The organism is Streptomyces sp. NPDC093261, assembly GCF_044753645.1.
Taxonomy (GTDB): Bacteria; Actinomycetota; Actinomycetes; order Streptomycetales; family Streptomycetaceae; genus Streptomyces.
On sequence record NZ_JBIVNO010000027.1, the window covers coordinates 76,713 to 91,225 of the forward strand.

The 14,513-nt window shown below is 71.3% G+C and carries 10 protein-coding genes and 2 pseudogenes; 6 read left to right on the forward strand and 6 right to left on the reverse strand.

From position 1 onward, the window contains the following. Positions 1–282: 282 nt before the first annotated feature. A complete protein-coding gene (locus ACIP94_RS35130; protein WP_402435063.1) occupies positions 283–1,065 on the reverse strand; it encodes an SDR family NAD(P)-dependent oxidoreductase in 783 nt (260 codons plus the stop codon). A gap of 104 nt (positions 1,066–1,169) precedes the next feature. On the opposite strand from ACIP94_RS35130, the gene ACIP94_RS35135 reads away from it, so the two are divergent. After that, positions 1,170–1,763 (forward strand): TetR/AcrR family transcriptional regulator, encoded by a 594-nt coding sequence (locus ACIP94_RS35135; protein ID WP_402435066.1) that lies wholly within the window; start codon positions 1,170–1,172, stop codon positions 1,761–1,763. 198 nt (positions 1,764–1,961) lie between these two features. Here the strand turns inward: ACIP94_RS35135 and ACIP94_RS35140 are convergent, their stop codons facing one another. Continuing rightward, complete coding sequence (locus ACIP94_RS35140) at positions 1,962–3,413, reverse strand: WGR domain-containing protein (protein WP_402435069.1); 1,452 nt, start codon at positions 3,411–3,413, stop codon at positions 1,962–1,964. Between the two features lie 533 nt (positions 3,414–3,946). Between ACIP94_RS35140 and ACIP94_RS35145 the strand changes: the two genes are divergently transcribed. Beyond that, positions 3,947–5,380 carry an amino acid permease gene (locus tag ACIP94_RS35145; RefSeq protein ID WP_402435072.1) on the forward strand — a complete coding sequence of 478 codons (1,434 nt, stop codon included), beginning with the start codon at positions 3,947–3,949 and terminating at the stop codon, positions 5,378–5,380. A gap of 48 nt (positions 5,381–5,428) precedes the next feature. On the opposite strand, the pseudogene ACIP94_RS35150 reads toward ACIP94_RS35145, so the two are convergent. Further along, positions 5,429–5,692, reverse strand: a pseudogene (locus tag ACIP94_RS35150) (RNA polymerase subunit sigma-24); the annotation flags it as partial. A gap of 250 nt (positions 5,693–5,942) precedes the next feature. Here ACIP94_RS35150 and ACIP94_RS35155 point away from each other — a divergent pair. Next, the gene (locus ACIP94_RS35155) at positions 5,943–7,232 is read left to right on the forward strand and encodes an acyltransferase family protein (RefSeq protein ID WP_402435075.1); all 1,290 of its coding nucleotides are present in this window, start codon (positions 5,943–5,945) and stop codon (positions 7,230–7,232) included. Positions 7,233–7,274: 42 nt separating this feature from the next. Here ACIP94_RS35155 and ACIP94_RS35160 read toward each other — a convergent pair whose 3' ends face one another. Beyond that, the gene (locus ACIP94_RS35160) at positions 7,275–8,447 is read right to left on the reverse strand and encodes a PucR family transcriptional regulator (RefSeq protein WP_402435078.1); all 1,173 of its coding nucleotides are present in this window, start codon (positions 8,445–8,447) and stop codon (positions 7,275–7,277) included. A gap of 151 nt (positions 8,448–8,598) precedes the next feature. Here ACIP94_RS35160 and ACIP94_RS35165 point away from each other — a divergent pair, with 151 nt between their 5' ends. The 3 genes from ACIP94_RS35165 to ACIP94_RS35175 all read left to right on the forward strand — a co-directional run bounded on the left by ACIP94_RS35165 (position 8,599) and on the right by ACIP94_RS35175 (position 12,520). Continuing rightward, positions 8,599–10,086: a long-chain fatty acid--CoA ligase gene (locus tag ACIP94_RS35165; RefSeq protein WP_402435081.1), complete on the forward strand. Its 1,488-nt coding sequence runs from the start codon at positions 8,599–8,601 to the stop codon at positions 10,084–10,086. Between the two features lie 490 nt (positions 10,087–10,576). Further along, positions 10,577–11,419, forward strand: coding sequence for a patatin-like phospholipase family protein (locus ACIP94_RS35170; protein WP_402435084.1), 843 nt, complete (start codon positions 10,577–10,579; stop codon positions 11,417–11,419). Positions 11,420–11,650: 231 nt separating this feature from the next. After that, positions 11,651–12,520 (forward strand): hypothetical protein, encoded by an 870-nt coding sequence (locus ACIP94_RS35175; RefSeq protein ID WP_402435086.1) that lies wholly within the window; start codon positions 11,651–11,653, stop codon positions 12,518–12,520. 79 nt (positions 12,521–12,599) lie between these two features. On the opposite strand, the gene ACIP94_RS35180 is transcribed toward ACIP94_RS35175, so the two are convergent. Together ACIP94_RS35180 and murJ are read right to left on the reverse strand one after the other, a co-directional pair. Continuing rightward, a complete protein-coding gene (locus ACIP94_RS35180; RefSeq protein ID WP_402435089.1) occupies positions 12,600–13,577 on the reverse strand; it encodes a trypsin-like serine peptidase in 978 nt (325 codons plus the stop codon). 83 nt (positions 13,578–13,660) lie between these two features. Beyond that, positions 13,661–14,419 (reverse strand): annotated as a pseudogene (gene murJ / locus ACIP94_RS35185) (murein biosynthesis integral membrane protein MurJ); the annotation flags it as partial. Positions 14,420–14,513: the final 94 nt, after the last annotated feature.

Below are 14,513 nucleotides of genomic sequence, written 5' to 3' on the forward strand. Positions count from 1 at the left end.
GGCGCGGCCCCCCCCGCCGGGGCCGGGCCGGCCCGGGGGGGGGGGGCCCCGGCCGGGGGGGGGGGGGGGGGGGGGGGGCGCGGGGGGGGGGGGGGGGGGGGGGGGGGGGGGGGGGCCCCCCGGGGGGGGGGGGGGGGCCCCCCCCCCCGCCCCCCCCCCCCCCCCGCCGCCGTGTCGTTGACGGGTGCCCGATCGTTTCCGAATGGGGACACCGCATCATCCGAGGGCGCGCATACTCGCAGCTCGACTCATTCCGAAACGACCGGTTGAGTGACGGAGCCGTCAGGCCTTGAGCGCACGTCCAGCAACGGCCAGTACAACTCGGCGTGGCGCAAGCCTGGATGACAGCACCGACAGGCGATTGCCCAGGCCCACCACCACACTCGGCGGGGTGCTGCCACGCTCCAGGGCGCGGCGGGTCGCCGTCACCACCTCGGCAACCGTGGCGACGCGCCCCACCATCGCATCACGGCTGCCGACCACGTCGAAGAACTCGGTGCTGACCGGCCCGGGGGACACGGCGAGCACACGTAGCGAGGACCGGCGGGTCTCATAGGCGAGAGCCTCCGTCAGATTCAGCACGAACGCCTTGGTGGCGCCGTACACCGCCATGGCCGGGGTGGGCTGGTAGGCGGCGGTGCTCGCCACCGTCACCAGGGCGCCCCGGCCGTCGGCCACCAGCTCCGGCAGGAAGGCCCGGGACAGCTCGGCGACCGCCCCGATGTTGAGCTGGATCATGCGGGAGATCTGCTCCGGCTCCTGCTCCTGGAACGCCCCGTGACTGCCGAAGCCGGCGTTGTTGATCAGCGTCTGCACGGTGATGCCACGTGCGTCCAGTTCCGCCTTCAGATCCGCTGCGGCTCCCGGCCGGGCGAGGTCCGCGGCAATGGGTGTGGCGGTGACTCCATGGCGCTTCTCCAGCTCGGCGGCGAGCTCGTGCAGCCGGTCGAGGCGGCGGGCGACGAGGACGACATCGGCACCTCGCTCGGTCCACTGCCGGGCGAACTCCTCGCCCAGTCCGGAGCTGGCGCCGGTGATCAGGGCCGTCGTGGATCGATAGGACATTCTGGACATCGTCGGGTGCTCCACTTCCTTGCCGCGACATGCGGGACAATCAATGTAGGCAACCTAAAACATTGTAGTCAACCGCCAACATTGAGGAGATCGCTGTGCCCGAAGGCTCCTACCATCACGGCAACCTCAGAGCCGCCCTGCTGGAACGGGCCGAGGCCGTGCTGACCGAGTCCGGAGCCGTCGGGCTTTCCCTGCGCGGCCTCGCCCGCGACCTCGGCGTCAGCCATGCCGCGCCGACCCGTCACTTCCGCGACCGCCAGGCCGTGCTGGACGCGCTCGTGGTCGACGGTTTCACCGAACTCAACCGGCGTCTTCAGGCGGCCGCGGACGGCCCCGGGCCGGTCGAACAGCGGCTGATCGCGCTCGGACGGGCGTACCTGGGCTTCGCGGTGGAGCGCGCCGCCCTGCTCCAGCTGATGTTCACCGCGAAACACGAGGAGCAGTCCAGCCAGGAACTGCGCGAACTCGGCCACCACGCCCTGGAGATAGCCGCCCGACTGATCGCCGAGGCCCAACAGGACGGCGTCGTCCGTCTCGGTGACCCCGTCCGACTGGCCCAGGTCGCGTTCTCCACGGTGCACGGTCTGGCCACCCTGGCCGTCGGCGGACTGCTCGACGACACGCCCCTGGACGAGGCCACCGATCTCGCGCTTCAGGTGCTGCTGGCGGGGCTGCGGGCGACACCGTAGGCGTCACAGAGGCTGGGGCCGGCCCGCGCGTGAGCCGGCCGGACCCAGCACCGCCGTCGCCGACCTGATCAAGCAGGCAGCGCGCGGCTGACCGCCTCGCCGTGCCGAACCCGGCCGCGCCCGACGGCCCGGCACGGCCCGTCGCCGGGCGCCGAATGTCCCGGGACCGAGCTGCGGCCGCGTCTGCACCCGTCCCGGTCACAGCAGCCGCCGGATGTCACCGCGGACGCGGTAGAAGCCGCCGGCCGCCGCGTGCAGGGCGTCCACGACATAGCGTGCACCGGGCTGCCGTATCGCATGCGGGAACTGCACGTTCCAGGACGAGTCGTAGCCCTCGGACACCACGTGCACACGCAGACGCCCGCTCTCCTGGACGCACTCGACGACGACCGCCCCGGTGGGAGCCTGGGCGACGGTGGCCACCGCGGTCGCGGCCGTGGCCGGCGCATAGGTCGGCAGGGCCGCGGCGAGCTTGACGTCCCGCGCCACCGGCACCGTGCCCTGCTGGGCCGCGGAGATGGCGGCCTCGCTCGCGTCCACGCACACCAGCGAGCCGTCCGTGGTCACCAGGTACAGCCGCTCGTCGTGGTATTGCATCGACAGCGCCGAACCGCCGCCCGTGCCGAGCTTCCACAGGCGGGTGCCGTGCTGGTCGAAGCAGTAGACGGACGACGACGCGTCACCGGCGAAGACGAACCGCCCGCCGGGCGAGGTGGCACACGAGTACACCGAGTTGTCGCAGGTGTAGGTGGCCTGGATCGCGCCCGTCGCCTTCGACAGCCGCTGGACCACGTGGTGCGTGGTTCCCGCGTACACGGTGTGGTCCTCCTGCCAGCCGAACAGGACAGCGCCGCGGGTGGGCGTGTGCCACAGCTCGCCGCCACCGTCGGGAGCGTAGGCGGTGACGCCCCGGGTGTGTCCGTGGTAGACGGCCCGGTCGTCGGCGCGGACCATCCAGGCGTGCTCGCCCTGGCTGCGGCGGGCCCACTGGTGCTCGTCCTCGTGGTCGATGACGGTGAGCCGGCCGGCGCGGTCCGAGACGTTCAGGATGGCCTCGTGGATGTCCAGCCAGAAGATGTCGACGTCCGCGGCGATGTCGTACGCGGCGAACGGCAGCTTCGAGGACAGGTCGTAGACCCTGCCGTCGTCACAGCCCGCGTAGATCCAGAAGTCGTCCGCGACCAGGCACTTGACGCCGTCCGGCAGGCTGAACCGGGCGAGGACGCCACCGTCGTGGTCCAGCGTGTAGACGTCGCCCGCCTGGTTGCCGACCCAGCAGCGCTCGTCGTCGACATGGATGCCGAACGCCGAGGAACCGGTGCGGAACCGCCACAGCACGGGAGCGACAGCACGGGCGGTGGAGGGGGCCGAGATCACCTGACGCCGGGTCACCGGCCTCGGGGCGCGCTGTCCGGGAACGGCGGAGGCGTATCCCTTGCGGACCTTCTCGCCGACCTTCTTCGCCGCGGCGGCCTGCGCCTTCTCCGCCGTGGGGAACGTCGTCGTCTGCAGCTGTCCCGCGGCACCGATACGCCCATAACGCACCGTCACCACGTGCCCGTCGACGGTCACTTCGTAGAACTTGTGCGCACCGCCGCCCTCCTGCGACAGCTCCAGGTACGTCGTCGACACCGCGGATCCGGTGGACATGGCAGACCCCTCCCCAGGACGGACCCGCGGCCTCTCCGGCAGGTCCCAGTGATCAGACCGTAGGACGAGCCACTGACAATCGATCGGGTCGGCCGACCGGGTCCGCCTCCGGGCGGTCTTCGGTCCGAGGGCCACGGCGCCGGCGAAGCCGAGGGCGGCGAGGGCGAGGCCCGGCACGGCCGGATCGACGTAGCCGGGAACGGACCTCGGCCGCGTACCTTCCGCCGCCCCGGAAGGCCATGCGCCAAGCCCACCAACGCAAGGCGGTGACCGCCATGACGCAGCCCGGTTCCGGCAACAGCTGTGTCACAGCTCACTTGGACATCCCCGCAGGCCCGTCGCAACCCGATGGGCCCCGGGGGGGCACCGCTGGACGATTCCCCGCCCACGACCCCCGAAGGCGCACCTTTTACGGCGCTAGACAGGATCTACAGGACAAAGGCATGCGATTTGGAGCAATGTCACCTCATGCCGGACCATAGGACCCGTCCCGGCGATCCCGGGCACCTGTTCGAGAGAGGCAGCACCCCCCTATGCACAACACCGGAACCGCCCCGCAGTCGGCTCCGGCCCCGCGGGAGACCCTCGCGGCCCCCACCCCCGCCGAAGACCCCACCGGCAACAGACACGCCCGCCGCTTCGGGCTGCCCGTCGCCACCGCCCTGGTCATGGGCAACATCATCGGCGGCGGAATCTTCCTGCTCCCGGCCTCCGTCGCCCCGTACGGCACGGTCAGCCTGATCGCCTTCGGTGTTCTGACCGTCGGCGCCATCGCACTCGCCCTGGTCTTCGGTCGGCTCGCCAAGCGCGACCCGCGCACCGGCGGCCCCTATGTCTACGCCCGCGAGGCCTTCGGTGACTTCGCCGGCTTCCTCGCCGCCTGGGCCTACTGGATCACCACGTGGGTGTCGAACGCCGCGCTCGCCGTCGCCGCCGTCGGCTATCTCGACGTGCTGATCCCGGTCAACGGCCACCGCTGGAGCGCGTGCCTGGCGGCGCTCGCCCTGCAGTGGCTGCCCGCACTCGCCAACTTCGCGGGCACCCGCTATGTGGGTGCCGTCCAGCTCGTCTCCACCGTCCTGAAGTTCGTGCCGCTGCTGCTGGTCGCGGTCGGCGGGCTGTTCTTCTTCGATCCGCACAACCTCGGCCCGTTCCGGGCGAGCGGCGGCAGCGCGGTCGGGGCGGTGTCCGCCTCCGCCGCGGTCCTGCTCTTCTCCTATCTCGGGGTGGAGTCCGCCGCCGTGAGCGCCGGCGAGGTCAAGAACGCCCGGCGCAATGTCGGGCGCGCCACCGTCATCGGCACCACGGGCGCGGCGCTGGTCTATCTGCTGGGCACGCTGTCCGTGTTCGGCACGGTCGCGCACGACCGCCTGGTCCACTCCACCGCTCCCTTCTCGGACGCCGTGAACGCCATGTTCGGTGGCTCGTGGGGCGGCTCGGCCGTCGCACTCGCCGCACTCGTGTCGATGACCGGCTGCCTCAACGGCTGGACCCTGCTGAGCGCCCAGACCCCGTACGCCGCGGCGCAGGACGGCCTGTTCCCCGCCGCCTTCGCGCGCCGACGGCGAGGCGTTCCCACGGTCGGTGTCGCCGTCACCGTCGTTCTGGCCTCCCTGCTCACGATCTCCACCTACACATCGGGCGGAGGCAAGGTCTTCGAGACCCTGGTCCTCGTCACCACCTTCACCGCGACCGTGCCGTATCTCCTGGCCACCGCCGCGCAGCTCTTCCACCTCGTCTCCGGACGGCGCGAGCAGGTCGACCGGGCGCGGCTGACGCGAGACGCGGTGGTCGCGGCGACCGCGGCCGCCTTCACCCTGTGGCTCGTCGCGGGCGCCGGATACGCGGCGGTGTACCAGGGTGTTCTGTTCCTGTTCGCCGGGATCATCGTCTACGCGGTCATGGCGGCCCGCCGGCCGAAGGCGGCGGATCCGGCAACGACCGCCCGTCCGGCGACGACGGCCTGATCCGCTACGGCGGACCGGGGCGCCCTCCATCGTCCCGCTCGGCATCGTTCACCGCCTTCGCTGCCCCGCGACCTCGTGAACGGTGCCGCCGGCGCCGGCCTGGAGCCTGTCCGGGTCGGCCACTTTGTGGATCGCGGTGATACGGCCGTCGGTGTCGAAATCGAAGGTGACCATGGCGATCACCCGGTCCGGTCCGCGGACCACGATGCCCGGTCCCCCGTTGATCTCGGCGAGTTCGGCGTTCATGTCGGCGGGCTCGACACCTTGGCAGGTGACGGCGCGGATGACCGCGAACCAGCCGGCCCCGGTGGACCCAAGGCGGTCTTCCACGTCGAACACGCCGAGCCGACCGGGGAGTTCTGTGCGGCGTCCCGCCGGCTGAAGCTGTCGTCGATGCTGAAGAAACCGGAGCCGGGGGTGGGGCGCAAGCCCTGCTGACGCGGGACACCCGCGTGCGACGCCGTACACGCCGGTGTGATGTGCGCTACGACCCGAATGAATTGGGCTGAACGGGCAACGTTCCCTCTCATGCCCTATTCCCAAACCCCCGGCAGGTGAGACGATGACGACGGCGACCCGGACGCTGCCGGCCACCGCCGCCCGGCCCACCACCAGCACTCCCCCGCGCACTGCGGTACCCCCGCTGCCGTCTCTCACCGGACTGAGGTGGATGGCCGCGCTCCTCGTCTTCGGACTGCACGTGCGCAACTTCGGCTACTTCGGCGGCACCGGCGGCCGCATCATGACGTGGGGATTCGGGTCCGGTGCGACCGGAGTGTCGTTCTTCTTCATCCTGTCGGGGTTCGTCCTGATGTGGTCCGCGCGGCCCGGCGACCGCGCGCTTTCCTTCTGGCGGCGACGCCTCGCCCGGATCTATCCGGTGCATCTCGTCACCGCGGCGATCGCGCTGCTCATGGGCTGCACGCTGGACCACCAGGCGAGACCCGAACCGCTTCAGGGACTGGCGAACGTCCTGCTGGTGCACTCCTGGTGGCGACCGTGGTGGCAGACGCTGGACCCGGTGAGCTGGTCACTGGCCTGCGAGGCCTTCTTCTACGCCGCCTTCCCGCTGCTGGCGCTGCTGCTGTGCCGTCTCGGCGGCCGGGGGTCGGCGGCGCTCGCCGGGGCATCGGTACTGACGGTGGTCGTGCTGAGCCGGGCGGACGCCCACCACTGGCTGAGCCAGCCGGTCAATTCACTCCCCGCCGCCCGTCTGCCCGAGTTCGTTCTCGGCGCCGCCGTCGCACGTCTGGTGATCCTGGACCGGTGGCGGGGACCCGGACTGGAGGCCTCACTCGCCCTGGCGATCATCGGCTACTTCTTCGTCCCACAGGTCACCGCCGGGTACCCGGGCGTCCCCTGCACCCTCATCGGTTTCGCTCTGCTCATCCCTGCTGCGGCCGTAGCGGACCTGCGGGGCCTGCCCTCGCTGTGGCGGCACCGGCGGCTGGTGCGCCTGGGGGAACTGTCCTTCGCCTTCTATATGGTCCACCTGCTGGTGCTGCGGGCCGGCACCGAACTACTGGGCACCTCCCCCGGCTTCGGGCTGCCGACGGCGCTCGCCGTCACTGCCGTCGCGTTCGCGTTGTCCCTCGGGCTGTCCTGGGTTCTGTACGAGGCGGTGGAGCGTCCCGCGCGACGGCTGCTGCTCCGCAAGGGCCGTTCCGCGAGGAGGACCGCCCAGCCGGAGCTCGCTCCTCGCGCGCCGGAGGCTCCGCCCGGGGCATCGGCCGTCGGCATCGGAACCGGACTCGGTGCGGACCGTGTCCACGACGGCGCCGACCCTCATCCGTCGGTGCCGCGTCCCGGCGGCCGGCATGACCGCAGCGGACGGGGCCCCCGAAGCGAGTAGTCCTCCGGGGCGCCCAGACCAAGCGGGGCGGCGGAGCGGGTCCTACGGGCCAGCCGGCCGGCTGTGCACGGCGAGAAGCGCGGCGCCGAAATCGGCCGCCGTGCGCGGGTCGGACAGGGCCCGGCCGGTGAGTTCCTCGATGCGGCGCAGCCGGTAGCGGACCGTGTTGGGATGGACGAACAGGCCCTCGGCCGCGTCGGCGACGGAACCGGCCGCGGCGAACCAGTGCTCCAACGTGTCCAGGAGGCGGGCACGTTCCGGCGCCGGGAGATCGAGGACGGGTCCGAGTGCCACTCTCACCAGATGGGACGCCTCTGCCGGGGCGGCGGCCACGACCATGGCCAGGGGTTTGTCGTCGAACCGGGCGACACCCGGGCCGCTGCCCGGCACACTGGCCAGGGCCAGCCGGGCGAAACGCAGCCCTTGTGGCGTCTCACGCAGTGAGTGGAAGCCGGGGCTGACGCCCACGCGGGCGTGGGCGCGGCGCAGAATGCGCAGGCCCGTACTCTCCGCCGCCCGCGTGGTCAGGGCGACCAGCCCGATCTGCTGGTCGGGCAACAGCCGCCACGCGGAGGGCAGATGAGCCTGACGCAGTGCGGTCTCGATGCCGACCAGCGGCTCGGTGCCGGGTGCCGCGGATTCGGCCGCGACGACCGCGTAGGGTCCGTGTTCGGGCAGGCCCAGTTCACGGGCGGCCTCCCAGAGCGTGGTGCGGTCGGCGATGACGCCGGTGAACAGCGCTTCCACCAACGCGGATCGTCGGGCCTGCCGCTGAAGGGTGAGTTCGGCGGTGGTCTCGCGATGCGCCTCCGCGACAGCCTCGGCGTAGAGGCCGAACAGCGACCAGATCTCGGCGGAGTGGGCCACGAGCTGGGCGTCGGAGACCTCCGGATGGCGGTAGGCCTCCTCGAGGATCTCCGACCACAGGAACTCGAAGCCGATCCGGTAGGCGTGCAGGGTGTCGGCGAGGGGCACGCCCTGCTGCGCGCGAATGCGGCCGGTCTCCCGGGCCGGCCCGGGATCGGGGCTGGTGGCGTCGCACAGATATCTGAGAACCAGGTCGGCGTTGTCGGTGCACGAGCGCCGCAGCGAGTCGAAGGGGATGAGCGCCTCGTCCTGGTAGGTGTCGACATCCGAGCGGATGCGCTCCGCGATGCGCTCGCCGAGTAGCGGCAGCCTTCCGTGGAGCGCCCCGGCCACACCCGAGAAGTCCATCGTCGCAGTGTAACTCCCTGTTTTTGTCGCCGGGAACAAAGCCGGGGAGGGGACGCTGTCGTCCGGCCCATAGAACGTCGCAGCCGGCCGCTGCACGATGTCGTCCAGGTGAACGGCGGAGTTCAGCGGTGATACGCGGGGAGGCGGGGTCATGCCCAATCTGGCGGAGTTCCTGACACGGACGGCGGGGCGGCAGCCAGAGCGTCCCGCACTGCGGCTGGACACGCAGACCACCACCTACGCGGAGCTGGACGAGCGCAGTGCCCGGGTCGCGGCGCTGCTGCGCGCCGAGGGCGTTCGGCCGGGCGACCGGGTGGCCCTGATGCTGCCGAACGTCCCCGAGTTCGTCGTGCTGTACTACGGCGTGCTGCGTGCCGGGGCGATCGTGGTGCCGATGAACCCGCTGCTGAAGGCGCGGGAGATCGGGTACCAGCTCCGCGACTCGGGCGCGGCGGTGCTGTTCGAGTGGCACCAGGCGCCGGGCGAAGGAGCGCAGGGAGCGGCCGCCGCGGGAACGCGGCGCATCGTCGTCGAGCCCTCCTCCTTCGCCGGCCTGCTGTCCGGGCACGAGCCGCTCACGGCGGTGACGGAGACGGCCGGCGACGACGTGGCCGTGCTGCTGTACACCTCCGGCACCACCGGACGGCCCAAGGGCGCCGCGCTCACCCACGCCGGACTGCGGCACAACACCGAGGTCAACACCGATCATGTGCAGCGGATGACGGCGCAGGATGTGGTGGTCGGCTGTCTGCCGCTGTTCCATATCTTCGGCCAGATCTGCGCCATGAGCGTGGCCGTCCACAGCGGCGCCTCGCTCACCCTGATTCCGCGTTTCCACCCGGCGACCGTTCTGGAGGCCATCGTCCGGGACGGTGCCACGGTCTTCGACGGGGTGCCGACGATGTACGCGGCGCTGCTCCAGCATCCGGCGGAGGTGGATGTGCCGACGCTGCGGATGTGCATCTCCGGGGGCGCCTCGCTGCCGGTGGAGGTCCTGCACGGTTTCGAACGACGGTTCGGCTGCGCGGTGCTGGAGGGCTTCGGCATGTCCGAGACCAGCCCGGTGGTCACCTTCAACCACCTCGACCGGCCCCGCAAGGCCGGGTCCATCGGCACCCCGATCAAGGACGTGGAGGTCCGGCTGCTCGACGACAGGGGCGGGGACGTGGGTCCCGGCGAGGTCGGTGAGCTGGCCGTGCGGGGTCCCAACCTGATGAAGGGGTACTGGAACCTTCCCGAGGCGACCGCAGCCGCCATTCCCGACGGCTGGCTGCGCTCCGGCGACCTCGCCCGCCAGGACGAGGACGGCTACCTCTATGTCGTCGACCGCAAGAAGGACATGATCATCCGCGGCGGTTACAACGTCTACCCGCGCGAGATCGAGGAGGTGCTGCACGAGCACCCTGCCGTGGCGCTCGCGGCCGTGGTGGGCGTGCCGCACGAGCGGCTCGGCGAGGAGGTCGCGGCCGCGGTGGTCCTGCGCAAGGGCGCCCAGGCCACCACGGAGGAACTCCGGCAGTTCGTCAAGGACCGTGTGGCGGCGTACAAGTACCCGCGCGCAGTGTGGCTCGTGGACGCCCTGCCCACGGGCCCCACCGGCAAGATCCTCAAGCGGGAGATCAGCGTGCCGACGGGGTGACCTGGTTCACTGCCGGCGCGAGTCGGCACAGTCGGTCGGAGCGCAAGGTCACTTCGCGAGCGCGTACGCGGGATCGTCCGCCGCGGCCCAGCTGTCCGCGGGCAGCCGGAGCGGCACGGTCTGGTCCGTGCTCCCGGGGGTCACCCGGCGTACGAGGGAACGGCAGTGGGAGTCGTCGCTGACGACGCGCGGGGTGGGTGTGGTTCTCGGGCAGGTCGAGGCGGTACGCGCCGGTGTAGGCGTCGGACCACACCAGGGATGCGATCGGCTGATGCGAGGACGCACGGATACGTGCCTGGCCACGCACTCGACGCACCGGGCCGGTCGCGTTCGCCGCGTCGGAGAGACCCTTGTCCGGCGGCGGGCCATCCGTCGGCCGCGCATGGCCGCGGAGGGCGGGACGCGCAGGGTGGTTCGGTCGGATCCACCGAGTGCGGGTACACGGACGGACCAGGGTTCCGTGGGACGCGTCGTCGATCAAGGAGGAGCCGTGACAGAGGCGTTGGTGCTGGGCGGTGGCGGGGTCGGTGGGATCGCATGGATCACCGGACTGCTCGCGGGCCTCGCGGATGCGGGCCAGGACGTGACGGGTGCCGACCTGATCGTGGGCACCTCCGCCGGGTCGACCGTGGCGGCCCAGCTGGGCAGTGGGCTGTCCCTGGAACAGCTGTACGCCAGGCAGGTGGATCCCGCGCTGCAGGCCGAGGAGATCATGGCCGAGATGGACCTGGACCGGTTCGCCGCGGATATCGGTGTGGCGCTGGGCGAGGCCGCCACCGTCGCGGAGATGCGGCGTGCGATCGGGGAGTTCGCCCTGCGCACCGACACCGTTCCGGAGCCGGAGCGCCGGGCCGTGATCGAATCGCGGCTTCCGTCGCACGGATGGCCCGCGAGAGCCCTGCGGATCGTGGCGGTGGACGCCGACAGCGGCACTCCGCGCGTGTTCGACAGCTCGTCCGGGGTCGGCCTGGTCGAGGCGGTGGCCGCAAGCTGTGCCGTCCCGGGAGTCTGGCCGCCGGTGACGATCGACGGGCACCGGTACGTCGACGGCGGGGTCCGTTCCAGCGCCAACGCGGACTACGCCGTCGGTGCGTCCCGTGTGCTGGTGATCGTGCCGATGGGAGCCGTTGAGCCCTTCCCCAGCGACAAGCCGCTGGAGCAGGCCCTCGAGGAACTGCGGACGAACGGCGCCCAGGTCGCGGTCATCGAGCCGGACGAGGCGTCGCGCGCCGGGATCGGCGCCAACCCGCTGGACCCGTCCACGCGCACGCCGGCCGCCGAGGCGGGGCGCCTGCAGGGCCGGGGACTGGCCATCGAGTGGACCCGCGCCTGAGGCCTACGTCACCGCGATCCCACCGGTTGGGCGTCACGGGCATGTGTCTCGCCATACGAGCGGGTAACGGCTGGTGAGACGTATAACCCATAACGATCTTGACGTATGTCTTGTGTGACATCCGGTCCGCTCTAGCCTCCGTGCATGGCATTCCTCTCAAGCCGCCGCAGAAGACCCCGTCTTGCCCCGGAACTGGATGACCAGGCCTTGGGCAGGCTTCTGAAGTCCCTTGTGGCGACCACCAGAACCGGCACGATCGCGACGACCGACCTGTGTGTGGCACAGATATCCCGTCTCATGGACGAGAACCCGGGCGACTGGGACCGCCGTACGCACCGCATGACCGTCCTGGCGGACTACCTTCGCGCCTCCCATCTGCCGCAGAGTTGGGCGAAGCGGGAGCCACGCAACGCGAGCGCACTGGTTCTGCACGCGGGTACCCAGCTCGCGCGAGGCCGCGCCCAGGGGGGCCTGGACGACGCGGCCGAGGTCACCAGAAACTGCTTCGAGGCTGCCGAGCTGGCACCGGACGACCCCACGCCGTGGGTGGTGCTGCTCGGAGCGGCGCGGCTGGAACGCTGGGAGCAGTCCCATGTGTTCGGAGTGTGGAACGAGGTGCTGGCCCGCGATCGCTGGAACCGTGAGGCCTATCTGAACATGCTGGGCTACCTCACTCCGCAGGAAGCGGGCTCGCGAGTCCAGGTACTCGAGTTCGTCGACGCCCTCTCCGCCCGCATGCCCGCGAACGCGCCGTGTGCGGCGACGGAACTCACCGCCCAGGTACTGCAGTATCAGTCCGTCCTCGCCCGAGGCGGAGTCGAAGCCCTGGTGGCGGGCAATCACTGGGCCCAGCGTGAGGCGGCTCAGGCCCTGGACCGTGCGGTCCACACCTGGGTCAGGCCGGAGTTCTTCCACCATGCCACGGCCCTGGCCGACCTGAATCTCCTCGCCTACGCGCTGATGGCCGCCGACCGACGGCACGAGGCCCGTCCGGTCTTCGAGGCACTCGGCGGCACGGTCACCGTCTGGCCCTGGGGCACCGCCGGCGACCCACTGACGGAGTTCGAGCAGGCGCGAAGGAGGGCCGCTGCCGGCCAGTGAGCCCATCGGACAGGGGATCTACGCCGATGCCGTGCCCGGGCATGTCACCGTGCCGGCTTCGAGACCTCTGGGGCCGGACTCAGGAAGTCGGCCCTGCCGGCGGGGCGCCGGCGATCGCGGCCTGGTACAGCGTCCGGGTGGCGGCACCGAAGTAGGCGCTGTAGGAGACCTGGGGCGTGTTGCCGCCGGTGTGATACCCGCCGATCACCCCGATCACAGCCCATTCGCCGAGCCACGGCACCAGCATCGGTCCGCCGCTGGTTCCCCCCACGAAGCCGTCGCAGGCGATGCGGGGGAAGGTGCCCGGATCGGCCGGGTCGTCGCTGACCCACTTGGTGGTCCGGCTCCAGCACTCCAGCGGCTTCTGCGTGTTGGCCGGGTACCCGATCATCCGCACCGGGGCGTGGTAGTACCCCGTCCCGGTGAGCAACCGCAGCCCGCCGACCGCGTCCTGGACCAGCCTCCCGTCCTGGTTGGGCTCGGTGACCGCGAAGGCGAAGTCGTACTCGGCCCCCGCGTGCTCGCCCAGGTCGTAGTACTGCTGCGAGACGTAGACGCCGTTGTTCTCGACGGGGAAGACGCCGAAGGGCTTGAGCCCGTCGTGATACTGCGGGACGAAGGCCAGGTTGCGCTGGGGGGAGGTGCCGGAATACCCCTTCAGGCAGTGACCGGCGCTGATCACGAGGGCGTGGCCGGGGCTGCGCACCACGGAGCCGCTGCAGGTGCGGCCGGTGCCGGTGGCGTCGGTCCAGAAGAAGGTGCCCGCCTGGGGCATGCCGTCGAAGGCCTGGCTGGGCGGGATGTACTCGCCCGGCTCAGGGCCGTCCGCCGTGGGAGAGCTTGCGGGGGCCGGGGGGTCGGACTCAGCGCCCTGGAGGGCGTCGCTGGACAGGGCGGCGGTCATCCGGGCCGGGGTCCAGTAGGCGTTGAGCTGGACGGCAAGCGTATGCGGCCGGGTAGGGGCGCCGTTGGCGGATGCTCCCTGGACGAACGAGACGGAGATCAGCAGGGCTGCCAACGCGGCGGCGGATCGGGTGATCCTGGATCTGCGCACCATCAGTTCCCCTCTGGCCGGACGCAGGTGTCGGCTCACCATAGAGCCGGCGCCGCATCGGGCAGAAGCTCGGCACAGGCACCGCCCTACCGCAGTCCCGGCAGACGCCGGAGTTCGCCGACTTTCATCAGGCGCGTAAAGACGAGGTAGGCCACGCCCAGCGTGAGCATGCCCGCGGCCAGGGTGGCGGCGGCCGGCCAGGTGCCCGCGCCGAGGGCCGAGGCGCAGTTGTGGGCCGTGATCCAGGACAGGCCGGCACTCAGGCCCGCCGCGCACACGAGTTTGGTGTACGTGCGGCGCACCTCGCCGTCGTCGAGCCGGCCGCCGACCCGCTTGCGCAGCAGCCGCGCGGTGAGGGCGAAGCCGGCCAGATAGGAAAGGGTGTAGGCCCCGGCCATCCCGGTCACGGCCCAGCGAGCGGACAGCAGCACATGGCAGGCGGTGGCCAGGGCGATGTTGACCGTCGCGATCCACAGGGCCATGAGGAACGGGGTACGGGTGTCCTCGAAGGCGTAGAAGCCGCGCAGCAGAAGGTACTGGGCGGAGAAGGGGATCAGCCCGAGGCCGAACGCCTGCAGCATGTACCCGAGCGGCTGGACCGAGGCGGCGGTCGCCGCGCCATGCGCGAACAGCAGCGTCGATATCTGCGGGCCGAGAGCGAGGAAGAGGAAGGCGGCGGGCACGATGACGACTCCGCTGACACGCAGCGCACGGGAGAGATCCGCCCGCAGGTCGGGGATGCGGCCTTCGGCGGCAGCCCTGCTCATCCGCGGCAGCAACGCGGTCACCAGGGAGACTGTGACGATGGACTGCGGCAGCATCCAGCAGATGGTCTGCGCGTAGGTTTGACGTGCTCCCTGGCCTAAAGTCCAGGGATTCCGGCCTGGGTCATCTGACCCTTCCGGGGGCTTCCTGCTTCAACGCGCTGTGCGGGCAGGT

Excerpts from the sequence above, each read along its gene's own strand:
- ACIP94_RS35130 (WP_402435063.1), bottom strand. The coding sequence starts at position 1,065 with ATGTCCTATCGATCCACGACGGCCCTGATCACCGGCGCCAGCTCCGGA.
- ACIP94_RS35140 (WP_402435069.1), bottom strand. The coding sequence starts at position 3,413 with ATGTCCACCGGATCCGCGGTGTCGACGACGTACCTGGAGCTGTCGCAG.
- ACIP94_RS35145 (WP_402435072.1), top strand. The coding sequence starts at position 3,947 with ATGCACAACACCGGAACCGCCCCGCAGTCGGCTCCGGCCCCGCGGGAG.
- ACIP94_RS35155 (WP_402435075.1), top strand. The coding sequence starts at position 5,943 with ATGACGACGGCGACCCGGACGCTGCCGGCCACCGCCGCCCGGCCCACC.
- ACIP94_RS35160 (WP_402435078.1), bottom strand. The coding sequence starts at position 8,447 with ATGGACTTCTCGGGTGTGGCCGGGGCGCTCCACGGAAGGCTGCCGCTA.
- ACIP94_RS35165 (WP_402435081.1), top strand. The coding sequence starts at position 8,599 with ATGCCCAATCTGGCGGAGTTCCTGACACGGACGGCGGGGCGGCAGCCA.
- ACIP94_RS35180 (WP_402435089.1), bottom strand. The coding sequence starts at position 13,577 with ATGGTGCGCAGATCCAGGATCACCCGATCCGCCGCCGCGTTGGCAGCC.